This window comes from Variovorax sp. V213 (assembly GCF_041154455.1).
Classification (GTDB): Bacteria; Pseudomonadota; Gammaproteobacteria; order Burkholderiales; family Burkholderiaceae_C; genus Variovorax.
Map to the genome: position 1 here is coordinate 801733 of NZ_AP028665.1, position 22914 is coordinate 824646.

19 protein-coding genes and 1 pseudogene are annotated in these 22914 nt (G+C 65.7%); 10 read left to right on the forward strand and 10 right to left on the reverse strand.

Annotation, left to right across the window (positions count from 1 at the left end):
• Positions 1-112: 112 nt before the first annotated feature.
• Positions 113-2188 (forward strand): annotated as a pseudogene (gene yccS, locus ACAM55_RS29020) (YccS family putative transporter); the annotation flags it as partial.
• 88 nt (positions 2189-2276) lie between these two features.
• Positions 2277-3413, forward strand: coding sequence for a YihY/virulence factor BrkB family protein (locus ACAM55_RS29025; protein WP_369656716.1), 1137 nt, complete (start codon positions 2277-2279; stop codon positions 3411-3413).
• A gap of 6 nt (positions 3414-3419) precedes the next feature.
• Here ACAM55_RS29025 and ACAM55_RS29030 read toward each other — a convergent pair whose 3' ends face one another.
• Positions 3420-4397: a Bug family tripartite tricarboxylate transporter substrate binding protein gene (locus tag ACAM55_RS29030; RefSeq protein WP_369656717.1), complete on the reverse strand. Its 978-nt coding sequence runs from the start codon at positions 4395-4397 to the stop codon at positions 3420-3422.
• A gap of 165 nt (positions 4398-4562) precedes the next feature.
• Here ACAM55_RS29030 and ACAM55_RS29035 point away from each other — a divergent pair, with 165 nt between their 5' ends.
• On the forward strand, positions 4563-5900 hold the full coding sequence (locus ACAM55_RS29035) for a glycosyltransferase family 2 protein (RefSeq protein WP_369656718.1): 1338 nt from the start codon (positions 4563-4565) through the stop codon (positions 5898-5900).
• A complete protein-coding gene (locus tag ACAM55_RS29040) occupies positions 5897-6856 on the forward strand; it encodes a hypothetical protein (protein ID WP_369656719.1) in 960 nt (319 codons plus the stop codon). Before ACAM55_RS29035 ends, ACAM55_RS29040 begins: the two co-directional genes overlap by 4 nt.
• A gap of 19 nt (positions 6857-6875) precedes the next feature.
• On the opposite strand, the gene ACAM55_RS29045 is transcribed toward ACAM55_RS29040, so the two are convergent.
• Complete coding sequence (locus ACAM55_RS29045; protein ID WP_369656720.1) at positions 6876-8168, reverse strand: porin; 1293 nt, start codon at positions 8166-8168, stop codon at positions 6876-6878.
• A 181-nt stretch (positions 8169-8349) separates the two neighbouring features.
• Here ACAM55_RS29045 and ACAM55_RS29050 point away from each other — a divergent pair, with 181 nt between their 5' ends.
• The 5 genes from ACAM55_RS29050 (at position 8350) to ACAM55_RS29070 (ending at position 13407) form a co-directional block, all read left to right on the forward strand.
• Positions 8350-8997, forward strand: a complete 648-nt coding sequence (locus ACAM55_RS29050; RefSeq protein ID WP_369656721.1) for a TetR family transcriptional regulator — start codon at positions 8350-8352, stop codon at positions 8995-8997.
• Positions 8998-9114: 117 nt separating this feature from the next.
• Entirely contained in the window at positions 9115-10134 is a 1020-nt protein-coding gene (locus ACAM55_RS29055; protein ID WP_369656722.1) for an amidohydrolase family protein, read from the forward strand.
• Between the two features lie 29 nt (positions 10135-10163).
• Positions 10164-11129 (forward strand): Bug family tripartite tricarboxylate transporter substrate binding protein, encoded by a 966-nt coding sequence (locus tag ACAM55_RS29060; RefSeq protein WP_369656723.1) that lies wholly within the window; start codon positions 10164-10166, stop codon positions 11127-11129.
• 357 nt (positions 11130-11486) lie between these two features.
• On the forward strand, positions 11487-11873 hold the full coding sequence (locus ACAM55_RS29065; protein WP_369656724.1) for a tripartite tricarboxylate transporter TctB family protein: 387 nt from the start codon (positions 11487-11489) through the stop codon (positions 11871-11873).
• A 10-nt stretch (positions 11874-11883) separates the two neighbouring features.
• Entirely contained in the window at positions 11884-13407 is a 1524-nt protein-coding gene (locus tag ACAM55_RS29070) for a tripartite tricarboxylate transporter permease (protein ID WP_369656725.1), read from the forward strand.
• Between the two features lie 78 nt (positions 13408-13485).
• On the opposite strand, the gene ACAM55_RS29075 is transcribed toward ACAM55_RS29070, so the two are convergent.
• Positions 13486-14604: a 3-deoxy-7-phosphoheptulonate synthase gene (locus ACAM55_RS29075; RefSeq protein ID WP_369656726.1), complete on the reverse strand. Its 1119-nt coding sequence runs from the start codon at positions 14602-14604 to the stop codon at positions 13486-13488.
• 97 nt (positions 14605-14701) lie between these two features.
• Positions 14702-15841 (reverse strand): hypothetical protein, encoded by a 1140-nt coding sequence (locus ACAM55_RS29080; RefSeq protein WP_369656727.1) that lies wholly within the window; start codon positions 15839-15841, stop codon positions 14702-14704.
• Between the two features lie 173 nt (positions 15842-16014).
• Here ACAM55_RS29080 and ACAM55_RS29085 point away from each other — a divergent pair, with 173 nt between their 5' ends.
• Positions 16015-17991, forward strand: a complete 1977-nt coding sequence (locus tag ACAM55_RS29085) for an ATP-binding protein (RefSeq protein ID WP_369656728.1) — start codon at positions 16015-16017, stop codon at positions 17989-17991.
• 12 nt (positions 17992-18003) lie between these two features.
• On the opposite strand, the gene ACAM55_RS29090 is transcribed toward ACAM55_RS29085, so the two are convergent.
• From ACAM55_RS29090 to ACAM55_RS29115, 6 genes are all read right to left on the reverse strand, one after another.
• Positions 18004-18264, reverse strand: a complete 261-nt coding sequence (locus ACAM55_RS29090; protein WP_369656729.1) for a hypothetical protein — start codon at positions 18262-18264, stop codon at positions 18004-18006.
• Positions 18265-18358: 94 nt separating this feature from the next.
• Complete coding sequence (locus ACAM55_RS29095) at positions 18359-18652, reverse strand: hypothetical protein (protein WP_369656730.1); 294 nt, start codon at positions 18650-18652, stop codon at positions 18359-18361.
• A gap of 177 nt (positions 18653-18829) precedes the next feature.
• Positions 18830-20920, reverse strand: coding sequence for an SdrD B-like domain-containing protein (locus tag ACAM55_RS29100; protein WP_369656731.1), 2091 nt, complete (start codon positions 20918-20920; stop codon positions 18830-18832).
• Complete coding sequence (locus ACAM55_RS29105; RefSeq protein WP_369656732.1) at positions 20917-21744, reverse strand: hypothetical protein; 828 nt, start codon at positions 21742-21744, stop codon at positions 20917-20919. The genes ACAM55_RS29100 and ACAM55_RS29105 overlap by 4 nt, the downstream gene beginning before the upstream one ends.
• Complete coding sequence (locus tag ACAM55_RS29110; RefSeq protein WP_369656733.1) at positions 21744-22214, reverse strand: hypothetical protein; 471 nt, start codon at positions 22212-22214, stop codon at positions 21744-21746. Before ACAM55_RS29110 ends, ACAM55_RS29105 begins: the two co-directional genes overlap by 1 nt.
• Positions 22211-22876, reverse strand: coding sequence for a hypothetical protein (locus tag ACAM55_RS29115; RefSeq protein WP_369656734.1), 666 nt, complete (start codon positions 22874-22876; stop codon positions 22211-22213). Before ACAM55_RS29115 ends, ACAM55_RS29110 begins: the two co-directional genes overlap by 4 nt.
• Positions 22877-22914: the final 38 nt, after the last annotated feature.

A 22914-nucleotide genomic window follows, 5' to 3' on the forward strand; every position in this document is an offset into this window, starting at 1 on the left:
GTGCACAAAGACGGCCATGTTTTCACTTTCCCTGGATGCCTTCCGCGATCGCCTTCGCCAACTGGCCGGGAAGGCCCAGCCGCTGCGGGTGTTGCTCACGCTGGGCAGCCTGATGGCAATCGGCAGCCTGAGCGGGCACGCCGAAGCCGTCACGCCGCTTTTCTTGGGCACCATTGCGAGCGCATTGGCAGAGACCGACGACAGCGCGCGAGGGCGCTTGCGCGCGCAGCTCGTCACGCTGGCCTGCTTCGCAATGGCCGCCTTCGCGGTGCTGTCCTGGATCGACAAGCCGGTCTTCTTCATCCCGGGGCTCGCGCTGGCCGCGTTCTCGCTCACGATGCTCGGCGCCATCGAGCCGCGCTACAAGGCCATCGGCTATGCCACGCTCATTCTCGCGATCTATGCCACGCTGGGCGCCGACGGCAACGCGGCCGCAAGCGAAGCCGGAAGACTGCGTGAGGTCCTGCTCCTGCTGGCGGGCGCCGCCTGGTATGGCGTGTTCTCGGTGGCCTGGTGCGCGTTCTTTCCAGCCCAGCCGGTACAGGTGCGGCTGGTGAAGCTGTTCTGCGTGCTCGGCGACTACGTGTGCTTCAAGGCATCGCTGTTCGAGCCGCTGCGCGGCATCGACGTGGAGCGCAAGCGGCTTTCGCTTGCGCAGCTCAACGCCGACGTGGTGGGCGAACTCAACGCGGCCAAGGAGGGCATCTTCCGGCGCATCGGCGCGCGCGCACCCAAGGGCCGTATCGCGCGCTACCGCGGCCTGTACCTGATCGCGCAGGACGTGCACGAGCGCGCGACCTCGTCGCATGAGGACTACAACGCACTGGCCGATGCGTTCTTCCACAGCGACCTGCTCTACCGCTGCCAGCGCGTGCTGAGCTTGCAGGGAGACGCCTGCCGCCGGCTTGCGCATTCGATCGAGCGGCGCGAACCTTTCGTCGCCGGCCCAGCGACGGGTCGCGCGCTGGCGGAGCTGCAAAGTGCCATCGACCATGAGCGCACGCAGGTGCGCGAACCGCGCCGGCTCGCACTGCTCGCGTCCGTCGAGGCGCTGGCGTGGAACCTGGCGCGCCTCGACGGGCAACTCGCCGGCGCCACCGAGCCGTCGGCCCGGGCGGGGCGCGCCGACATGGGGCTGTTCGACCGCTCGCCGCGTTCCTGGCGCGAGCGGGTGGAGCGCGTGCGGCGCCAGTTCACGCCGCGGTCGGCGCTGTTTCGCCATGCGCTGCGCCTGGCCGTCGCACTCATGGCGGGCTACGGCGTGATGCTGCTGATCCGCCCGGTGCGGGGCTACTGGATCCTGCTGACCACGTTGTTCGTCTGCCAGCAGGCCTGGGGCGATACCGTGTCGCGCATGAGCCAGCGCATCGCGGGCACGGCGGTCGGCGTGGTGGCCGGGTGGGCCTTGCTGGCGCTCTTTCCCCAGCCCTGGTTGCAGTCGCTGGTGGCCGTGGCCGCGGGTGTCTTCTTCTTCGCCACGCGTGCCACGCGCTACCTGCTCGCCACGGCCGCGGTCACGGTACTGGTGCTGATGTGCTCCAACCAGGTGGGCGATGGCGACGTGCTGATCGTGCCTCGGCTGGTCGACACCGCCATCGGCAGCGTGATTGCAGCGCTCGCGATGGTCCTGGTCCCGCCCCATTGGCAGTCGCGGCGCTTCGGCGATCTGGCTGCGACGGCGCTGCGCAACCACGCGCATTACCTGCGGCAGATCGTGGGCCAATACCGCTCGGGCGCGCGCGACGACCTGGCCTACCGGCTCGCGAGGCGCAATGCCCACAACGCCGACGCCACGCTGTCCACCGCCGTGTTCGAGATGTATCGGGAACCGGGCCTCGTGCGGCCGCGCGCGGGCGTCGCGTTGCGGTTCCTGATCCAGTCGCACGCGCTTCTGAGCTACTTGTCCGCGCTTGGCGCGCATCGCGTAGCGCTGAACGCACCGCAACAGTTCGCCGCCCTGCATGCCGAGGCTGAGGCGCGGCAACCGCGCTGGATGCGTTGGCCGCGTACATGGAAGGCGCGTCGCCGGATGGCGGCGAAGCAACCCGGAAGTCGATCGATCCCGCGGCAATGGTGGAGGTCGATGGCGACCAGGCCGCCAATCACGTGGCCCGGCTTTTTCGTGCCGAGCTCGCCATGGTCCGGGTGCAGATCGAATCGCTGCGCGACCATGCCGGGCGATGGATGCAGCCGCATGCCGACGGCGCAGGCCTTGCACGCTGAAGCGGTGTCTACCTACAACAGGCCTTGCGTGAAAGAGCGAGCTTCGTTCTGGCATGAACAAGCTCAAGCATCTGCTGCGCCTGTGCAAGGAGGCCGCCATGGCCTGGGTGGACGATTTCGCGCCGAGCATGGGAGCGGCGATCTCGTACTACACGATGTTCTCGCTGGCGCCGCTGCTGGTGATCGTGATCGCGGTGGCGGGCGCGCTCTTCGGAGCGGAAGCGGTGCAAGGCCAGATCGCCGCGCAGCTGACGGGCTTGGTCGGGCAGGAAGGGGCGCTGGCGGTGCAAGCGCTGGTCAAGAGCGCGAACGAGCCGTCGCGCGGGCTGATTGCCGGAGCCATCAGCATCGTGGTGCTGATCGTCGGTGCGACCACCGTGTTTGCCGAACTGCAAAGCGCGCTGGACCGCATCTGGCATGTGCCCGAGCGCGCAAAGCCCAGCGGCCTGTGGGGCATCCTGCGTGCACGGGTGCTGTCGTTCGGGTTGATCCTGGGGCTCGCTTTCCTGCTGATGGTGTCGCTCGTCGTCAGTGCCGTGCTCGCGGCACTGGGGAGCTGGAGCGTCGGGTTTTTTCCGGGGTGGGAGCTGCTGCTTCAGTCCCTCAACGCGCTCGTGACGCTGGGCATTCTGACGCTGCTGTTCGCGATGATCTACAAGCTCATGCCGAGCGCGCCGATCGCATGGCCCGACGTGTGGATAGGCGCGGCAGTAACCGCCGTGCTCTTCGAGGTCGGCAAGGTGCTGATCGGCCTCTATCTCGGCAAGAGCAGCGTCACCGAATCGTTTGCCGCGGCGGGATCGCTGGTGGTGCTGCTGGCATGGGTGTACTACGCGGCGCAGGTCTTCCTGCTCGGCGCGGAATTCACCAAGGTCTATGCCAACGCCCATGGCTCGGTCGCTGCGAGCAAGGCACAGGCCGCGACGGAACTCGCGGCGCAGCAAGCCAGGCAGGGCACCGAAAGCGCCGCGGTGCGGCAGCACGAAACGCCAAACCTCGAAGCATTCGAGAAGATCGAGGACACCCGGCGGGTGCTCGAGGAACGCACGAGGGTGGCCACTGCGAAGCTCATACAACAGGTTGCCGGGCTGTTTGCCATCAGCGTGGCAACCAGCTTGATGGCGTGGCACCGGCGCAGGTTGCGTCGTCGTGGCGCGGTCCGCCCGCGCGGCACGAGAGCAGCTCGGTGAGCGAGCCTAGAGCCTGATTCCTGCGCCCTGGACCATCGGGCCCAGCACGTTCACCTGCTCCTTCACGAAAGCGCTGAACGTGGCGGCTGTTTCCGGCTTTGCCACGATCCCCAGTTCGGTGAGCTTCTTCTGGATCTCGGGCATTGCCAGCACCTCGTTGCAGGCCGTGTTGAGCCGCGTCACCACGTCTGCCGGCAGCTTGGCCGGGCCGGACAGGCCGAAGAAGTTCTCGAGCACCAGCCTGGGCTGCTGGAGCTCGACGATGGTGGGCACTTCAGGCATCAATGGCGAACGCTGCGGGCCCGTCACGGCCAGGGGCACGAGCTGTCCGCTCTTGAAGAAGGGCACATAGGAAGTGATGACGTCGATGCCCAGCGGGATGGTGTTGGCGATCAGGTCGGTGGTCATCGGCGCGCCGCCGCGATAGGGCACGTGCACCATGTTGAGTCCCGTGACTTTCTTGAGCAGCTCGCCGTGGATGTGCCCGATCGAACCGGGGCCCCCGGAGCCGAAGTCCATGCGGCCGTCCTTGCGCGCGGTTGCCTCGAACTCGGCGTAGCTCCTGATGCCGGACGGCTTGCTGGCCATGATGGCCAGCGGCGCGGCACCCAGATGCGCGATGTGGCTGAAGCCCGCCACCGGATCGTAGGGCTGCTTGTCGAGCGTGAACGGACCGAGCGCGATCGGCGTGGTGTTGGAGAGCATCAGCGTGTAGCCGTCGGGCGGAGCCGAGGCCACCTGCGCGCCGCCGATCGTGCCGCCTGCACCGGGCTTGTTGTCCACGACCACCGGCTGCCCGAGCTTCTTCGACAACTGCTCCGCCATCACGCGTGCCAGTACGTCGCTGGAGCCGCCTGGTGGAAAGGTCACGATGATCTTGATCGCCTTGTCGGGCCACTGCGCGAACGCGGGAAGCGCGGCCGAGGCGACCCCGGCGGCCAGGAGGTGCAGCGCGGTGCGGCGGGTGGGTCGGAAATAAGGCATGGCGATCGATCTCTGCGGGCGATGAGGAACTCACCGGATAGCAGGAAGCGGGCCGGGCGACGCAAGGCTTCTCGATTTCACAGTTGTTAACACACGTCGAACGGTGTAAACAGCCTGTTCGCTGGGTTCCCTGCGCGTTACATTTTTAGGACTACGAGGCGTGACATGAACGAAGACGGCCCCAAAGCGACGCAGCCAATGTTTTACCTGTCGGTGTCGGCTAAATTCCTTATCGCCTTGATGGGCGCCAGCGCCTGGATGGGATTTTCAATATGGGCGGCGGGGCCTTGGTTCGCCGATCTTCAGCGTCATGTCGGTCCCGTCGTGGCGATTTTCCTGGTGTATGGCATTGCCATCATTCCGGGCTTCATGAATGCATTTCTCGCCATAAGCCTGATCCTGGACAGGAGGCCGCCGCATAGCGCTTTGGCCGTCTACCCCCCGATCTCCATTTTGGTTGCCGCGTACAACGAGGAAGCCTCGATCGGGGAAACGCTGGCCAGCATCGGCCACCAGAGATACCCCGGCGAATTGCAGGTCGTCGTGATCAACGACGGATCCACCGACAACACTTCACTGGTTGTGCAGCGTGCGCAAGATCAGTATCCATGGCTGACCTTCGTCGATCTGAAAAAGAACGGAGGCAAGGCTCGTGCGCTGAACATCGGGCTCAAGGAAGTTCTTCACGACCTCGTCATCACGGTGGATGGCGACTCGTTTCTGTATCGAGGGGCGCTGACCAATATCATCGAGCGATATCGGGCTGATCCACCGAATACACGCGCTGTCGCAGGAAAGATCCTGGTCCGAAACTCGCGGCAAAACTGGATCACCCGTTGCCAGGAATGGGACTACTTCCACGGTATTTCTGCAATCAAGCGGGTGCAGTCGCTGTTCCAGGGCACCTTGGTCGCGCAAGGTGCCTTTTCCGTGTATGACCGGGCCGCGCTGATCGAGGTGGGCGGATGGCCCGAGTGCGTGGGGGAAGACATCGTGCTCACGTGGGCTCTGCTGAAGGCCGGCTACCGGATCGGCCATTGCGAGGACGCATGCCTGTTTACCAACGTGCCCAGCACCCTCAGCCAGCTGGTCAAGCAGCGCCAGCGATGGGCGCGTGGCATGACGGAAGCGTTTATCAAACACCCGGGGATCCTGCTCAAATCCCGGCTGTCCACATTTTTTGTTTATTGGAATCTGCTGTTTCCATGGCTGGATCTGGCGTTCACCTTCGGATTCATACCCGGGATCATATTGGCGCTCTTCGGTTATTACTGGATCGTCGGCCTCATGACGCTCGCACTGCTGCCAGCCGCTTTTGCATTGAGTCTTCTGATGTTTTCCATCGAACGCCGGATGTTCAAGAAAACAGGCTTGGTCGTGCGAAAAAATGTTCAGGGATTCTTCGTCTATGTGCTGCTGTACAGCCTGATTCTGCAGCCGGCCAGCATTCTCGGCTACCTGGACGAGCTGTTGAAAAAGCCTAAAGCCTGGGGCACAAAATGACCCGGGTATTGAGATCCCTTGTTGCTGTTCCTTTGGGATTCATGGTGCTGACGACTGCTCCCTGCCGGGCGGAAGAAATAAAAGACAAGGAAAAAACAGCCGGCATGGCTTTTGGCACGGAATTTTATGTGACCAACGACAGCGATCATTTTCAATCGCGGCGGGTATCCGTGGAGTTTTTTCCCGCTTTCGAAAACGCCGATCGCTTCCTGGGGTTCCGGCTGGGGGATTACCAATACAAGCAGGACAACTGGCGAAGAAATGGGCAGAAGGTCTCGTTTCTCGCTCGCTCGATCGAAACCAGGACGGGCGACGGAGCAGCGATGGAGGCTGGCTTGTTCCAGCAGGGGGGGCATACGCTGCTGACGCTCGACGGCAGCTACCGTCTGTCCCCGACGAAGAGTACGGCGGTGGAGTTTCTTCTGACGCGCGACTGGGTCGAAACCCCGAAATCGCTGGACCGCGGAATCGACTTTTCCTTCGTCGGGGTCGCCGTGGATCAGGGGCTCGGGAGCCACGTGACCCTGGTGGGCCTGCTGGCGCAGCAGTATTTCTCCGATGGCAATCGACGCGACCACGGCCGCCTGCGGCTGATCTATCAGCCGTCGCTCGATCTGGGGCTGACCCTTCAAGCTCGCTATCGAACGTACCGAAGTACCCACGAGGACGTCGACCGAGCCTATTTCAATCCGAAGAGCTACGCCGAGTCGATGCTGGCGGTCAGCTGGCGGCACCGTTTCCAGGGATGGACCGCCGCTGTGACGGCGGGGCTCGGCAATGAGACCATCAATCACGATCTGAGCCAGCCAACGAAATTGCTGGACTTCAGTCTGCAAAGTCCCGTCAGAGGTTCGCAGGTGTTTCGATTGGGTGCCGGCTACAGTCGCAGCACCACCTTTTCAGGGCCCAGCTACCAGTACCGGTACATTCGCGGCGAATGGGTGATTCTGTTCTGAAGTGCCGCCCCCCGGATCGCTAGAAGGTGTGCCTCATGCCCACGTCGTAGCCCGTCGCTGTGCGGGGCGCATAGCCCGATACACCGGCACCGGTGGAAAGGTAGCCTCCCATACCGCCGGTCACGGCGCCCATGATGGCCGGATTGTTCTGTCCGTCCTTGATCCGGATGCGCGCCACGGTGGCATACAGGGCGGTGCGCTTCGAAAGGTTGTACTCGTAGCCGATGGCGAGCTTGCGCACCGACGCATCGCGTTCGGGCATGAAGGGGGCTGAAGCCGCACCCAGGTCGTTGTCGAACTTCACCCACGAGTAAGAGCCCTTGATCAGGCCGGCGCCAACGGGCACCGATACGCCAAGCAGCCCGCCCTCGTACCTGTCGGCCTCGCGCGTGGCGAGCAAGCCCACGACAGGCACGGCCACCGTCGAGATGGAGACATCGCGCACCTGGGACAGCTCCCCGAAGAGCTTGAAGGCGCCGAAGTTGTAGGAGGCACCGAGGTTGAGCGTCTTGATCTTCTCGCGCAGCCGGGCTCCGGTCGCCCACCCTGCGGCGTTCAGCGCCATCGCATCCGCGGCCGTGCTTTCACCATAGGCCAGCGCCACGTCCAAGGCCCCTGCGGCATATCCCAGCCGCCCGCCGGCGAAGCGACCCTTCGCGCTCGGCGTGCCCGGCACATTGCTCTGGCTCGCGTTCTCGTGCAGCGCGTACTGGACCTGGCCATAAAAGCCGCCCAGCCCCGGCGGCAGCAAGTAGCCGATGCTGTTGCTGGTGCGCATGTAGTTGTCCGTCGCCGACAGCGCGGAGCCGGGCCCTTTCGCGAGCTGCAGGTTGCTGCCGACGCTCGACACCACGTTGGTGCCCACGCCCAGCGTGCTGAAAGGGCTGAAGACGGCATCGTTCCAGTAGGTCGGGGTGTAGTCCCGGCCCAGGCGGACTTCACCGAAGGCGCCGGAAAGACTCACGGTGGAGCGCCGGTTGAAGACGATGACTCCGCCCGTTCCGGCGCCCGTGCCCGAGTCATTGGCCAGGCCGGCTTCCATCCAGAAGCTGGCCGCCAGGCCACCACCCAGATCCTCCGTGCCGCGCAAGCCCAGCCGGCTGGGCGTGGTGCCGCTGTTGGACAGCACGGTCTGGCTGCGCCTGATGTCTCCGGTTGGCACCAGCGAGCGGCTGGTGTTGTTGTAGAAGGAACTGGTCGTGCCGTAGTGGCTGACCGCCGCATCTACCGCACCGAACAAGGTGACGGACGATTGCGCGCCGGCTGCGCCGGCGCAGCACAGCGCAGTGGCTGCCGCGATGGTTCTCTTCATGAAGTCTCCTCGATGGTTGGTGCGGGAATGCGGTGGGCGCGGGCCAGGCGGATGCCACCTGATCGGCCGGGCGCGCCTTTAGTTCACTATTAGTGAATTGTGGAGCGAAATAGCCCGCGTGTCAGCCATACTTGCTACGCACTAACCCTAGCAACTCACCCGTGGTGAGCCCATTGAAGAATTGCCCATGAAGACAGCGAGCACGGCAGAAGCGAAGACGCGCGATGCGGATCGTTCACGCAAGGCCATCCTGGAAGCCGCGAGAAAGGAGTTCTCCGTCCACGGCCTGGGCGGTGCGCGGCTCGAGCGGATCGCGGTCGAAGCCGGTGTGCACAAGCGGCTGGTGTACTACTACTTCCAGGACAAGGACGGGTTGTTCTCGGCCGTGCTCGAGAGCGTGTACGAGGAGATCCGCGATGCGCAGCTGTACCTCGATCTCAAGGGCATGGCGCCCCTGGCCGCGCTGCGCCGGCTCGTCGAGTTCACCTGGGACTACTACATCGCGCACCCCGAGTTCATCATCTTCCTCAACAGCGAGAACCTGCACAAGGCCAGGCACCTGGCCGCCTCGCCGCGCATCCGGGCACTGAACTCGCCCCTGCTGCAGACGCTGTCGGACATCGTCGAGCGCGGGCAGAAGGAAGGCGTGTTCCGTGCCGGCATCGACCCCATGCAGCTGTACATCACGATCGCGGGCTGTGCTTACTTCTACCTGTCGAACATCCACACGCTCTCCGTCGGCTTCAGCTGCGAACTCGGCAGCCAGAAGATGCTGACTCAACGAATGCTGCACATCATCGACGTCGTCACCGCTTACGTGCTCCGGTAAGGAGCGGCCTCGTTCAGGGACCTTGCAGGTCCCATTTTTCCGCCTCATAATTCACTAAACGTGAATTGCGCCGTGCTGCGCTTTCTCGGGCCTTCACGGTATCTGACTGGAACCCATGTGAAAAAAATAGACAGCTACGCACACATCTTTCCCCGTGCCTACTTCGACAGGATGGCCGCCATGGCCAAGGACAAGGGGGCCATCAAGCGATGGCTGACCATTCCGGTGCTCTACGACCTCGAGGCGAGGCTCAAGATGATGGAGGGTTTCCCCGGCTACCAGCAGGTGCTGACCCTCTCGAATCCTCCCATCGAGATGATCGCGGGACCGGAGGAATCTCCGGAACTGGCGCGGCTTGCCAACGACGGCATGGCAGAGATCCGCGATGCACATCCGGACCAGTTTCCGGCCTTCGTCGCATCGCTGCCGATGAACAACGTGCCGGCAGCGCTCGAAGAGATGGAGCGCGCGATCACGGTGCTCGGCGCACGCGGCATCCAGGTGTTTACCAACGTCAACGGCCGGCCGCTGGACGACGAGGAGTTCCTCCCGATCTTCGAAGCGGCGGTCAACCGCTACGACGTGCCGATATGGATGCATCCGGCGCGCGGCGCCCACATGCCGGACTACGCAAGCGAGAGCAAATCGAAGTACGAGATCTGGTGGACCTTCGGCTGGCCCTACGAGACCAGCGCCGCGATGACGCGCATGGTGTTCTCCGGCTTCTTCGACCGCTGGCCGGAAATGAAGGTGATCACCCATCACATGGGCGCGATGATTCCCTTCTTCGACGGCCGCGTCGGTCCCGGACTGGACCAGTTCGGCAGCCGCACCTCCGATGAGGACTACGAAGGGATGCTCAAGCGCATGGCCAAGCGCCCCATCGACTATTTCCGACTTTTCTATGCCGATACGGCGCTGGCCGGAGGCCGCAGCGGCCTGCGTTGCGGGCTTGATTTCTTCGGCGCGCGCCAGGTCGTGTTCGCAACCGACTGCCCCTTCGATCCGGAGGGCGGGCCGATGTTCTTGCGCACCATCCCGAAAGCCATCGACGAGCTTGGCCTGACCGGATCGGAGCAGGAGGGCATTTACTTCCGCAACGCCTTGCGCTTGCTGAAGCTTCCCTGCGACTGCTAGCCACACCTCATACCTACGGAGACAAAAAAATGAAATCCATCGCCGCTTTGGCGCTTGGCCTCGCCATGCTGGGCACTTCGCTCGCCGGCCATGCCCAGAACTATCCTGAGAAGCCGGTTCGCATCATCGTTCCCTATCAACCCGGCGGCACCGTCGACCTTGTGGCGCGCGTGCTGGCGCAAAGCCTGACCGAGCAGACCGGAACGCAGTTCATCGTGGACAACCGTTCCGGCGCAAGCGGTGCCATCGGCAGCGAGGCCGTCGCCAGGTCGGCTCCGGACGGCTACACGCTGCTGGTGCAGTCGCCCACGCTGCTTGCCAACCCGCTGATCAGCCGCAAGGCCGGCTACGACCCGGTGCGCGACTTTCGCCCCATTGCCATGCTGGGGTCGGTGCCGATGGTGCTGACGATCCATCCCTCCATCAACGCCCGGAATCTGAAGGAATTTGCCGATGCGGCGCGTGCCGATCCGAAGAAGTACGCGCTGGGTACCTCCGCCATCGGCTCTCCCATGCATCTGGCCGAGGAAGCGATCAAGAAGGAGAGCAAGCTCGACATCCCCATCATCGTGTACCGCGGTACGGCGGGCGCCCTCAACGACGCCCTCGGCGGACAGATCAGCGGCATGATCGATGCCATCCCGTCTTCTGCGCCGCACATTGCGGCAGGCAAGCTGAAGGCACTGGCCGTCACCACCCATCATCGCGTTGCGAGCATGCCCAACGTGCCGACTGTCGCCGAGTCAGGCTATCCCGGCTTCGAGATGGTGACCTGGTACGGCTTGTGGGCGCCTCAAGGCCTGCCCGATCCGATCGCCCGGAAACTCGAAGTGCTGGCCCAGAAAGCGATGGCATCCAAGACGGTGACCGATCGCCTGGCCCCGCAGAACTTCGAGGCGCAGACCCTGTTGGGCGACAGCTTTGGCACATTCATCACCCGCGAGCTGGCCGGCTATGCGCGCATCGTGAAGGACGCGAACATCACGAGCGAGTGAACGACGAACGTGGCGCTGCGTGCAGGGGAGTACATGAACGAGCCCTCTCCCCGCGCCGCGCGTACCGGCACGTGAGGGAGAGGCGTATCGCGCAGTGGCAGGTCGAGTTCCTCTCGCGGCCTCGCCGCACACTGCGCACGACCTGTGCGATCAAGGAGTCCTTCCAAGCGAAGAATACGTAGTTCCCCTCGCCTCGGGGTCAGATTGCGATCAGCTCGGCGAAAGAGCATTCGATCGTCCGGAGTGCCACCCGGATGGAGACAAGCCCGGCCGGTTTCACCCGCGCCGGTTGCGTTCAACAAACCCACTGATCGGGAACGTATGAGAAACAGAAATCTTGTCAGAGGACTCTTCCTCATGGCAATCGCATTGGCCTTCGGCCTTACGGCGCTTCGCTACCCCATCGGAGATCTGAGCCGCGCCGGGCCAGGTCTTTTCCCCGTGATGGTGAGCAGCCTGCTGCTGCTGATCGGCGCCTCGACGGTGGTCCGATCGTTCTTCGTCGAGCCGGTGCGGCTGGACCTCCACTTCAAGAACATCGCACTCATCCTTGGAAGTCTTTGCGGCTTCGCATGGATCTCGATGTACCTGAACATGGTCGCGGGCATCGTCTTCATGGTGTTCTGCTCGGCCTTCGCCGGGAGTTCGAACTCGTGGGTGCGCAACGTCAAGATTTCGGCCGGCCTGATCGCCATGGCGTTCGCGCTCCAGAAACTCCTCGGCCTGAACCTGCCGCTTTTCTGAGGCCACGATCATGGAAGTCCTGAACAATCTGGCGTTTGGCTTTTCGCACGCCCTGACGTGGCAGAACCTGATGTTCTGCGCCATCGGCTGCACCGTGGGAACACTGGTGGGCCTGTTGCCCGGCCTGGGGCCGCTGGCGACCATCAGCCTGCTGCTGCCGCTGACCTATTCCATTCCCACGACCGGTGCGCTCATCATGCTGGCCGGCATCTACTACGGCGCCCAATACGGCGACAGCGTGAGCGCCATCACCATGAAGATCCCGCATGCGAGCAGCATCGTGGCCTGTATCGACGGGTACGCGATGACGCTGAAGGGCAAGACCGGCCTGGCGCTCTTCACGGCGGGGTTCTCCAGCTTCATCGGCGGCACGGTGGCCATCCTGGTGCTGTCGTTCTTCGCGCCCATGCTGGGTGAGGTCGCCTTCCTGTTCGGCCCCGCCGACTATGTCGCGATGATGCTGGTGGGCTTCGTGTGCGTGAGCTTCGTCACGACCGGCAGCCTGCTGAACGGCCTGGCGATGTGCATGATCGGCGTGCTGCTGGGAACGATCGGCACCGACGTGAACAGCGGCATGGCGCGCTTCACGCTGGACATGCCCTTCCTGACCGACGGCGTGGGCATCGTGAGCATCGCGCTGGGCTGCTTCGGCATCGCCGAGATCACCAAGAACCTCGATTCCCGCGAGGAGCGCTCGCCCTTCAACGGCAAGATCAACCTCATCCCCACCTGGGCGGAGTTCAAGCGGATCATCCCCAGCGCGCTGCGCGGCAGCGTGGTCGGCTCGCTGCTGGGCATCCTGCCCGGCGGCGGCCCCACCATCGCGCAGTTCGCTGCCTACGCGCTCGACAAGAAGGTCAGCAAGTACAAGCACGAGATCGGCTCCGGCTGCATCGAGGGCGTGGCCGGCCAGGCCGCGGCCGACGAAGCGGCGGCGCGCACCAGCTTCATTCCGCTGATGAGCATCGGCATCCCCGAGAACGCCGTGATGGCGCTGATGCTGGCGGCCTTCATCATCAAGGGCATCCAGCCGGGGCCGAACATGATCGGCGCCCACCCCGAGCTGTTCTGGGGCCTGGTGGCCAGCATGTGGATCGGCAACGTGTTCCTGCTGGTGCTGAACGTGCCGCTGGTGCGCTACTGGCTCTCGGTGTTCAAGATTCCGTACAGCGTGCTGTTCCCGTCGATCCTGTTCTTCTGCTGCATCGGCACCTACAGCGTGAACAACAACCTGGAGGACGTCTTCATCACCTCCGCCTTCGGCTTCATGGGCTACATGTTCATGCGCCTGGAACTGGACGCCGCGCCGCTCATGCTCGGCTTCATCCTGGGCCCGATGCTGGAGGAGAACTTCCGCCGCGCGATGCTGCTGAGCCGCGGAAGCTTTGGCGCCTTCGTGACGCGGCCCATCAGCGGCACCTTGCTCAGCCTGATCGGTGTCTTTGTCGTGTGGCAGTTGGTCGCTTTCGTGCTCCAGGCCCGAAAGAAAAGCGCCATTGGAGCGACTCCTATGGCACTGGAGCCGCAGGAGTAGCGCAAGACAGCCGCGTTGGCGAAGGGCTGCCGGCCAGCCCGCGCGGCGCGGCAGGTTCAGTCCGCCCGCCTGGCCAGCTCACGGCAAGCGCCGCCGCGCCTTGACCGCCGAAGCCAGGCCCTCGAGCACCGGCACCGTCTGAGCGAAGCCGATGCAGGCATCGGTGATCGAGACGCCGTGCTTCAGCGCGACGCCAGGCTTCAGGTCCTGGCGTCCTTCCTCGAGATGGCTCTCGATCATGATGCCCGTGATGCGCCGCTCGCCGGCCGCGATCTGCGCCGCCACGTCTTCGGCGACCACGATCTGCCGCTGATGCTGCTTGCTGCTGTTGCCGTGCGAGACGTCGATCATGACCTGGGGCCGCAGGCCGTTCGCCAGCAGCGCCTCGCAGCTGGCCGCGACATCGGCGGCCGAATAGTTGGGCGCCTTGCCGCCGCGCAGGATCACGTGGCAGTCGTCGTTGCCGCGCGTCTCGAAGATCGCCGCCATGCCCATCTTGGTCATGCCCATGAAGGCATGCGGTGCGCGGGCCGCGAGGATGGCGTCGGCCGCCACCTTGACGCTGCCGTCCGTGCCGTTCTTGAAGCCGACCGGGCAGCTCAGGCCCGACGCCAGCTGCCGATGGCTTTGGCTTTCGGTGGTGCGCGCTCCGATGGCACCCCAGGCGATCAGGTCGGCAATGAACTGCGGGCTCAGCAGGTCGAGGAACTCGGTGCCCGTCGGCAGGCCCAGGGTGGTCAGCTCGAGCAGCAGGCGCCGCGCGCGCTCCAGGCCTTCGTTGATCGCGAAGCTGCCGTCCAGGTGCGGGTCGTTGATGTAGCCCTTCCAGCCCACGGTGGTGCGCGGCTTCTCGAAATAGGCCCGCATCACGATCAGCAGGTCGTCCTGCAGGGAGTCGGCGACGGTCTTCAGGCGCTGTGCGTATTCGATGGCCTGGTCGTGGTCATGGATGGAGCAGGGGCCGACCACGACGACCAGCCGGTCGTCGCGACCGTGGAGCACGTCCGCGATGGCCGCGCGGCTGCCTTCGACCAGCGCCAGCGTGTTGTCGCGCACGGGCACGCGTTCCTGCAGCAAGGCCGGCGTGATGAGCGGCCGAACGGCGCCGATGCGCACGTCGTCGATCCGGGTGGTGTCGAGCGTGCTGTCGCGGGAGCCGATTTCGGCGTCGTGGAGGGGGTCGTCGAGACGGGGCATGGTCGTGGCTGTGATTTTCGAACTGGGCTTTTTCCGATTGTCTTCGAAGGTGCCCACAGCCGACATGCCTGCGAGGCGGCCGAGTTGCCTGCCGCAGCTACGCGTCCGGCACGTCCCGGTGTGGACGAAGATCGACCCGTGCCCCTGCCACCTTGCAGTTCCCGATATCGAGGATGAAGCGCATGTGCGGCCCGTCGACAACGAGCTGGAGCTTGAGCCGCGCCGTGATCCTGTCGCAGCCCAGCTGCGCGCCCCTCCAATCCGCCACTGCATTGGCGGCCGACAATGAAGCCATCTCGACGGCCAGGCCCTGGCCGAGGGCGTCGGAGTGCATGCCCACCGCATTGCGGCCTTCGCCGCGCCCCTCCAATCGCACTTGCAGGCCCGGCACGGCAAGGAGTCCATCGCCGAGTTGCACCTCGCCGGAAAGCGCGGTGCGGCCGAGCAACAGGCGCGCCTGCTCCGTCACCCCCTGGCCCGGGCCACCACCGCTGTGGCGCAGCATCGTCTCGCCGAAAGCCTTCAGGTACAGCTTGCCGCGTTCCGAGACCCACGGGCTCAGCAAGGCGCCGCGGTGTTCGAATTCCACCCCTGAGAGCGGTGCCGATGCGAACTGATAAAGATAGCTGCGCCCATTCGGCGCATCGACATACAGGCCCAGGCGACTCACGCCCATGCGCGAATCCGGTCCCAGATGCTCGACCGTCGCATCGTTGAAGTCGATCTGTCCCTGCCGTATCGGCACCGTGACCTCGGCGTCGAACAGCAGGTGCGCGTCGGTGATCTCTCCGCGGATCGTGCCGTCTGCCTCGCCGAGCGGGCCGAGGCTCCACGCGTCGGCCGGCGTGCCGGGTGCGGCCGCGCCCGCACTGCGCATCGCGTCCCATGCGCCGCGAATCTGCGGCGGCACGGTCAACGGCCCATGCAGCTTCACGCCCGAGAGCTCGGCTTCGCCCGCCTGGATGGCAGACAGATGCGGCACGCCGGCATCGATCCGCATCTGCGCCACCAGCTCACGCACGGCGATGCGGTCGATCTCCAGCACCAGTGCCCCGGAAGCAAGCCGGAGCGCGCTCGCCTCGAACTGCCGGGCGCCGACTTCGATCACGCCGTCTTGTCCGGGTTGCCAGGTGACGCCCTCGAGTGACCAGCGATCGCGAGCGGCCTTGTCGGAAGCTCCGAGTTCCAGCCCGAGCAAGAGATCGACGAGGGAGGCCGCGAGTGGGACGCTGCTCATGCGGCTTTGTACCAGACGTGGGGCAGAAGCGGATCCGCCCGTTCGATGGGCGCGTGGTTTGGCCGAGCACATAATTGTGACCTGATGAAAGCGTCTTCCATTGCCCTTGGCCACCACACTCTTCGTGTCGCGATGGTGGCGGTCGATGCTGGCTTCGAAGGCAGAAGCCATTCATGAAGCCCGGCCGCGGCGGTGGTTGCTGGGCAGGCCGGTGGATCGCAAAGCTGTGGCTCGCCTTGCCGATGGCAGCCTTGCCCTGCGCGCACGCGAATGAGCCACCGGCCGCGCAGGAGGTGCAGCAGCGCGAGGGCGTTCTCCACATCACGCAGGCCGAATTGCTGTCCGTTCCAGGTTCGGGTTATTCCGCCCCTCCGCGGCGTGCGGACGACGCCGGGTTGCCGAGTGACGGGTGGAAGGCGGTCGCTCTTCCGCATACGGCGGGCCGCGAACTGGTACCCACGTCGGCGGCCGGCGAGCGGACCATCACCGACTGGTACCGCATCGATCTGGCCCCGCTGGCGCCATCGACGCGGCAGCGCTTTCTCTACCTTCCGCGCTGGAAGACCCTGGGCCACATCGCGGTGTATGGCGACGGCGTCCTGCTCTATCAATCGCATGGCAGCCCCGTGCACAACGGCTACAACCATCCGCTGTTGCTGCCGCTCAATGCGGCGGCCCATGCGCTGTCCCCGACGTCCGTGCTGATTCGCGTCGACCGCCTGCGCAGCAGCGGGAGCGGATTCTCGACGGTGTGGGTCGGCGACCAGGACTCACTGATCTGGCGCTACCAGGCTCGCGAGTTGCTGCAGGTGCAGTTGCCGTTCATGGGCAGTGCCGCGTTCCTCGCGGTGGGTGCATTCGCCTTCGCGGTGTGGGTGGGCAAAAGGCGCGAATCGCTCTACCTGTTGTTCTTTGCGATCTCGACGATGGCTTTCTTGCGCACGCTTCACTACTACGTGAGCGGCGAGAACCTCCCGATCACCGATGAGTGGTTCGAGTGGGTCACCGTGGCCTCGTTGCTCTGGTTGATCATCCTCATCCACCTGTTCCTGCAGCGCCTGCACCAGCAGCCCTCGGCCTGGCTGACCCGTTCGTCGGTGGCGTTGGCGACGGTCAGCAGCATTGCGACGCTGCCTCATGCGTCGTTCGCCAGCCTGTACCTGTTCACGCCGCTGCTCAACCTGATGGTGCTGCCGGTGGCGGTCCTGATCTTTGCGGTGAACTTGCGCAAGGCGCTGCGCGCCAGATTGCCCGAGGGGCGGCTGGTGGCGGGCTGGGCAGTGCTCGCGGTCGCCTTCACCTCGTACGACGGGCTCCTGCAAAACAACCTGGTCAGCCCGGAGAGCGTGTACACCTCGCCCTACGCCATCATCGGCCTGTTTTTCATCTTCTCGTACATCATGTTCCAGCTGTACACGGGCGCGTTTGCCGAGGTGGCCCGGCTGAACAAGGGCCTGGCCCAGCGCCTGCAAGCGCGCGAAGCCGAGCTGGAGCAGAGCTACCAGCGGATGCGCGCGATCGAGAACGAGCACATGCTCGGTGCCGAGCGCAAGCGCCTGATGCAGGACATGCACGACGGGCTGGGTTCGTCGCTGATCAGCGCCATCCGTTCGGTGGAGCAGGGCGCCATGAACAAGGCCGAGATCTCGGGCGTGCTCAAGGGCTGCATGGACGACCTGAAGCTGGCGATCGACTCCATGGAAAGCGTGGACGCCGATCTGCTGCTGCTGCTGGCGACCTTGCGTTTTCGCCTGGCGCCGCGCATCGAGAGCGCCGGACTCGCGCTGCGCTGGGAAGTGCAGTCGGTGCCTGCGCTGCCGTGGCTGGACCCGAGCAGCGCGCTCCACATCCTGCGCATCATGCAGGAATGCGTGGCCAACGTGCTGCGCCATACGCAGGCCACCAGCATCTGCTTCAGTACCGCCACGGATGGCCAGGGCGTGCGCGTGGTGATCGAAGACAACGGGGCGGGCTTCGCCGTGGACGAGGCCCTGCGTCGAAGTGGCCGGGGGCTGCGCAACCAGCAGCGGCGTGCATCGGCCATCGGCGGCGCCGTGAGCTGGGAGTCGAGCAGCGCCGGAACCCGCTTCACGCTCTGGTTGCCTCTTCACCGCGGGGCCATGCCGAAGACGACGGCGTTCACGTCCTAGGCGGCCGCTCCCTCATTTGTCGAAAGACCCGCAGACATGGTCCGCCCATTCGGACCGGGCGATCTCGTCAAAGGTCGGATCCATGGATCCAAAATCGCCGAGCAGCGTCAGAAATCCCTTGCCCACGTCGGCCTGGTCGGCCGCGCGCAGCCACCCCATCCCGCAGTCTTCGCAGTGCGCATAGATCCGATGGTTCGTGATGTCGTGCTGCAACACCAGCCGGCCGTGCCCGCAGTTCTCGCACATGCGGGTCCAATAGGAGGAGGTCACCATAGGGCTATGCAGGCTGTGAAATGGCTGGCGCCCGGCCGTGCGCGGCCGCGGCAACCCGGCGCCGGCTGTCGCTTGCAGCTGCGGTCCGGCGGCTTCAGAGGCCGTGAATGAGGTAGACCCCCCGCGGGGACGAAGGCACCTTCAGCGTGTACTCGCCCACCTTGGAGAAGCGGTACTCGCGGCCGTTGAAAGAGGCTGAGGGGGTGTTGGTCCAGATGCGGTATTCGTAGCCGCCCTCCAGGGGCGTGACCTGCAATACGCGCATCACCGGGGGCACGACCACCTTGAAGCTCAGCTGGCGGGTGGCGCTGCTCGACGCCGCCACGAGCCCGGTCTGCGCGGTGCAGACCGGCGGCAGAAGAAGCAATGCGGACAGGGCGCCCTTCATGCACACCCCTGCAAATATCCTGCTCCCGGACATAAGGCTTACTCCCCGAAGAACACTGGGCTGGAGGCATCTGTGCGATGCCCGACCTTCGTATATCGGCAGCCGGCTTCAAAAATGAAGACCGGTGGAGCAAGTAAATACGGCAGGCGGTGTGAGCGCAACTGCCTTTCGTCGGATTCACCGGTCTTTCTGGATCGGGAAGTCGGTCATGGCGGCGTCTCGCACATAGACGTTGACGCGCCGCGATGGGGAACCCGCACTGCTCCAGGGCAGCGGCAGGTTGTCCTGGACCAGCTCGATCTGGTGGCTGCCGGCGGCCACGGAGGGGAAGCTGTAGAGGCCCTGGGCGTCGGTGCGGGCCACGTAGTTGCGATCGAGCACCACCGTCACGCCGGGAACGCCGCCTTCGCTGGCCTCGCGCAGGCCGTTGTTGTTCTGGTCGAAGAAGACGTAGCCCTCGAGCCTGCCCGCGCCGGCCCCGGGGGCGCCGCCGATCGGTGCGCTGGCCACGCCGGCGCGGCTCTCGTAGCGAAGCGCCACCATGAACGAGCGGTTGGAGGGCAGCACGCGCACGGCCTGCTGCATGGCTGTCGTCAGCGCCGACACCACGGCGGGGTTGAGCGACTCCTGCCCGCGTGCGGCCGCGTACTGGGCGATGAACGACCAGCCCAGGCCCAGCGGCCAGCTCAGGCGCGCGTTGGCGCTCAAGAAGCGCGAATCGGTGTCGCCGATGCCGTTGCTGCCGCGCAGGCTCAGGTCGAGCCGGGCGCCGGCGGCGAGCGGCGTTGTGCCCAGCACCCCCCAGTGCACGGTGCGCGAATCGATTCCGGCCTGGCGCGATTGCTCGTAGGCCAGCGAGGTCGAGAGCGTCTGGTCCTCGCTGACGCGCCAGGCGTGGTCGATGCCGGTGCGCAGCACGCGCAGGTCGGTGCCGCGCGCAACGTCGGTGCGCCACTGGCTGTAGCCCCAGTCGGACTTGTGCTCCCAGGTGAGCTGCGCCGACTGGGCGGCATAGCTGCCGGTGCGGGCGGCCACGTTGCCGGAGATCGAGTCGCGCGAATCGAAGCGAAAGCGGCCGAAGAGGTTGCCATACAGCGAGCGGCGCTGCAGCCCGCTCACGCTGTCGCTCACTTCGACGTTACCGCCCAGTTGCCATTGGCGGGAGGAGATGTCGCCGCGCCACGAGGCACCCCGCAGGTCGCTCGGCAGCGAGTCGCCGCCCCAGCGCAGCGAGGGCTGGAAATAGAACACGGTCGCGCTCTGCTGCATCAGCTCCGTGCGCCAGGTCGCGTCGACCCAGCCGCCGGTGGCCGAATCGCGCGCTGCGCGCGACGAGGCGTCGGAGGGCTGCCCGGTGCTGTGCGCCAGGTTGGCCTGGACGCGCAGGCCGCCCACGCGTTCGCCGACGCCGCCATAGCCTTTGCCGACCGACTCGGCCCAGGGTGCCTGGCCTTGCCAGGAGACGGCGCTCCACACCGAGCGGGTGTCCTGGGCAAAGCCGGCCACGCCGTTGGCGTTGAAATTGCGCGTTTCCACCAACTGGACCGCCGCATCGGTGCGGCCCAGCGCGTAGGGGCCGTCGCTGCCGCTCAGCTGGGTCTGGGCTCCGGCGCCCGCCGCGGTGCCCCGCCCGGACGTGAAGCCCTGGGACGAAATGCCATCGAAATAGCCCAGCCGACCGGCCGACGCATTCAACGTGGTGCGCCCCGGCTGCTCGATGCTGAGCGACGCGCCTTCGATCGGCAGGCTGGGCAGGTAGACCCGGCCGACACCGCGTGCGAGCGGCGTGCTCGCCATGTTGATGTTGCCGATGCTGTTGTTGCCGAACCAGCCGCCGTCGAAGGGCATGGCGCGCTGGTCGATGCGCCAGGTGCTGCCGCTGCGGTAGGTGTAGGGCACCTGCGTTACCGGTGTGCCGGTGGTGCCGTACAGCGCAATGCCGCTGACCGGGACGGAATCGCGGTTCAGGTTCAGGTTGGCGGAAAGGGTGCCGTAGTCGGGCGTGTCGAGGTAGCCCGAGAACAGCAGCGAATGGTTGCGTGAGCGCGAGGCTCCGCTTTGCTGGGTGGACTGGCCTTCGATGGTCCAGCCGCGCGGCCAACCGCTGCCCTGGACCTGGGGCTCATCGACCGGCGCGGCCTGCGGGCTGTCGTCGAGCACGCGGTCGATGTATTGCGCCGCCTCGGGCTGCGCCCATGCGGATGTGCCGCCCAGCACCTGCCCCGCGCCGCACAACCCGAGGGCGCCATAACGGAGCCAGCGCTTCATGGGGCGAAGCGTTGATTGATTGGCAGCGAGCCGCTCCTGCCCCACTCCAGCTTGCCGGTGATGGTGATCGGGAAACGCACCGCGACCGTGTTTTCGGTGTCGCCGGGCTTGTTGGCCACGAGCGCGATGTCGCGGGTTTCGCCGGCCATGATGGGCGTGGTGCCGGCCTGCAGTTCAAGGGCGGTGCCGCCCGCATCGGTGCCCGAGAGGAAGCCGGCCAGGCGGCCGTGCGCCGTGCCCGTGTTGCGGATCTTGAGCATGGGCGTGGGACGGCCGTCGATCGTCTGCACCGAACTGCCCACCAGTTCCAGCACCGGGGCCACGTTCCCCACGGCCACGTAGACGATCACGCCGATGCGCGCGCCCAGCGCCACCGGCACGCCCGGGGCCGTCGCGGGTTGCTGGCCTTCGATCAACACCGCAAAGCGGCATTCGGTCGGCGGCGCGTCGGCGGGCGGCGTCACCTCGAAGCGAAAGCGGTAGGGGCGTCCGGACGTGATGCTGAGTTCGCGGCGCTCGATGGCCACCCAGGGCCGGCAGCTGCCGGGCAGCAGCTCGTCGCTGAAGTCCACCGAGGCGTCGGGCCTGAAGGTCCAGTCGGCGGTCTTGAGCTTGTAGGCGCCGGATGGCGTGTCGCGGTGCGTGAGTTCGATCACCTCGCGCACGCGCTCGCCGGGCTTGGTGGACAGTTCGAAGCGCGGCGGCGATACGGCGAGGGAAAACTGCGCCTGCGCCGGTGCGCCAACCGTCAGGGCCGCCAGGCCGGTGGCAAGCAGAAAAAGGGCCGCGCAGCGGCCACGGAAAAGAATTGCGACTCGGCGCATCACGGGGATACCTCGATCTCGAAAAAGAACTGCAGGGACTGCGCGCTTTCGACCTTGCGGCCGTCGGCCGTGAGATCGAGCACGATGCTTTCCTGCAGGAAAGACTCGCGCACCACGCCGTCGAACACCAATGTGCGGCCACCGCCGCGGACCGTGCCCGGAAGCAGGCGGCCCTGCGTGCGCCACGTGGCGACCAGCTGTTCGCCGTCGGTCGGCGCCAGCGACAGGTAGATGCGCGCGGGCCGGTTGAGCCACTGCGACAGGTTGAGCCGCAGTGACACGGGCACGCGGCCCTCCACCGTGTGGTCGCCCGCGCGGCCCGGTGCCAGCCGGCGCCAGCGCATCTGCGTGACCGGTTGGCTTGCATAGGTGCCGGTGTCGTCGATGCGGAAGGTGGCGGCAGCCGCGGGGATCACGGTCCCCAGGGCCAGCAGGCCGGCCAGCATGGCAAGCGTGCGTCGGGCTTTCATGGGGCGGTCAGCGTGAAGGTCGCCCTGCCGGTGAAGGTGCCGGCCGGAACGAGCTCTGAATTGAGGTAGCGAAAGGCGAGACAGCTCTCGAACCAGGTGTTGCGGCTGACGGTCAGCAGGTCTTGCGTGCCGCCGACGAAGGTGCCGTTCGGAATGGTCGCCGTGGCGTCACCGATGCCCGAAGAGGTCCATGCAATCCTGCTGAACGGAATCGTGTCGCCGTTGCTGTTGGTCAGGGCGGCCGGTGTAGTGACCGTCAGCAGGGCTTCGTTGCCTCCGCTCCCCACGCCGGGCCGGCGGAAGAATCCGCCCACGTACACCTGCCCGGTGGTAGCGGGCGATGTGCAGAAGGCGGCCCCCTCCCAGGGACTGGCCGTGACGGTGCTGTCCGTCGTCATGAGCTGCGCCACGCCCGAGCCCAGCTGGGCCGCCGGAACCGTGACCGATGCGCTGTTGACCGTCGGGTTGTCGCCCGGCGTGCCGCCGCTGTTGAAATTGCCCCCGGACATGGTGCCCACGCCGACCTGCAGGAACAGCGAACGCTGCCCGGGCGAGATGCCGACCGTGAAGCCGTGCGCACTGGGCAGCCAGGCGCCGCACGCCAGGGCGAGCCCCAGCAGGGCACGTTGGGCGCGGGACAGCGGGAGTGACGAAGATTTCATGCCGCTCGTTCTCAATCAACAAATCGCGAAGGCGGGAC

What these genes read in the sequence shown, in the direction of transcription:
- ACAM55_RS29025 (WP_369656716.1), top strand. Translation starts at nt 2,277, where the DNA reads ATGAACAAGCTCAAGCATCTGCTGCGCCTGTGCAAGGAGGCCGCCATG.
- ACAM55_RS29030 (WP_369656717.1), bottom strand. Translation starts at nt 4,397, where the DNA reads ATGCCTTATTTCCGACCCACCCGCCGCACCGCGCTGCACCTCCTGGCC.
- ACAM55_RS29035 (WP_369656718.1), top strand. Translation starts at nt 4,563, where the DNA reads ATGAACGAAGACGGCCCCAAAGCGACGCAGCCAATGTTTTACCTGTCG.
- ACAM55_RS29040 (WP_369656719.1), top strand. Translation starts at nt 5,897, where the DNA reads ATGACCCGGGTATTGAGATCCCTTGTTGCTGTTCCTTTGGGATTCATG.
- ACAM55_RS29045 (WP_369656720.1), bottom strand. Translation starts at nt 8,168, where the DNA reads ATGAAGAGAACCATCGCGGCAGCCACTGCGCTGTGCTGCGCCGGCGCA.
- ACAM55_RS29060 (WP_369656723.1), top strand. Translation starts at nt 10,164, where the DNA reads ATGAAATCCATCGCCGCTTTGGCGCTTGGCCTCGCCATGCTGGGCACT.
- ACAM55_RS29065 (WP_369656724.1), top strand. Translation starts at nt 11,487, where the DNA reads ATGGCAATCGCATTGGCCTTCGGCCTTACGGCGCTTCGCTACCCCATC.
- ACAM55_RS29070 (WP_369656725.1), top strand. Translation starts at nt 11,884, where the DNA reads ATGGAAGTCCTGAACAATCTGGCGTTTGGCTTTTCGCACGCCCTGACG.
- ACAM55_RS29075 (WP_369656726.1), bottom strand. Translation starts at nt 14,604, where the DNA reads ATGCCCCGTCTCGACGACCCCCTCCACGACGCCGAAATCGGCTCCCGC.
- ACAM55_RS29080 (WP_369656727.1), bottom strand. Translation starts at nt 15,841, where the DNA reads ATGAGCAGCGTCCCACTCGCGGCCTCCCTCGTCGATCTCTTGCTCGGG.
- ACAM55_RS29085 (WP_369656728.1), top strand. Translation starts at nt 16,015, where the DNA reads ATGAAGCCCGGCCGCGGCGGTGGTTGCTGGGCAGGCCGGTGGATCGCA.
- ACAM55_RS29090 (WP_369656729.1), bottom strand. Translation starts at nt 18,264, where the DNA reads ATGGTGACCTCCTCCTATTGGACCCGCATGTGCGAGAACTGCGGGCAC.
- ACAM55_RS29095 (WP_369656730.1), bottom strand. Translation starts at nt 18,652, where the DNA reads ATGAAGGGCGCCCTGTCCGCATTGCTTCTTCTGCCGCCGGTCTGCACC.
- ACAM55_RS29100 (WP_369656731.1), bottom strand. Translation starts at nt 20,920, where the DNA reads ATGAAGCGCTGGCTCCGTTATGGCGCCCTCGGGTTGTGCGGCGCGGGG.
- ACAM55_RS29105 (WP_369656732.1), bottom strand. Translation starts at nt 21,744, where the DNA reads ATGCGCCGAGTCGCAATTCTTTTCCGTGGCCGCTGCGCGGCCCTTTTT.
- ACAM55_RS29110 (WP_369656733.1), bottom strand. Translation starts at nt 22,214, where the DNA reads ATGAAAGCCCGACGCACGCTTGCCATGCTGGCCGGCCTGCTGGCCCTG.
- ACAM55_RS29115 (WP_369656734.1), bottom strand. Translation starts at nt 22,876, where the DNA reads ATGAAATCTTCGTCACTCCCGCTGTCCCGCGCCCAACGTGCCCTGCTG.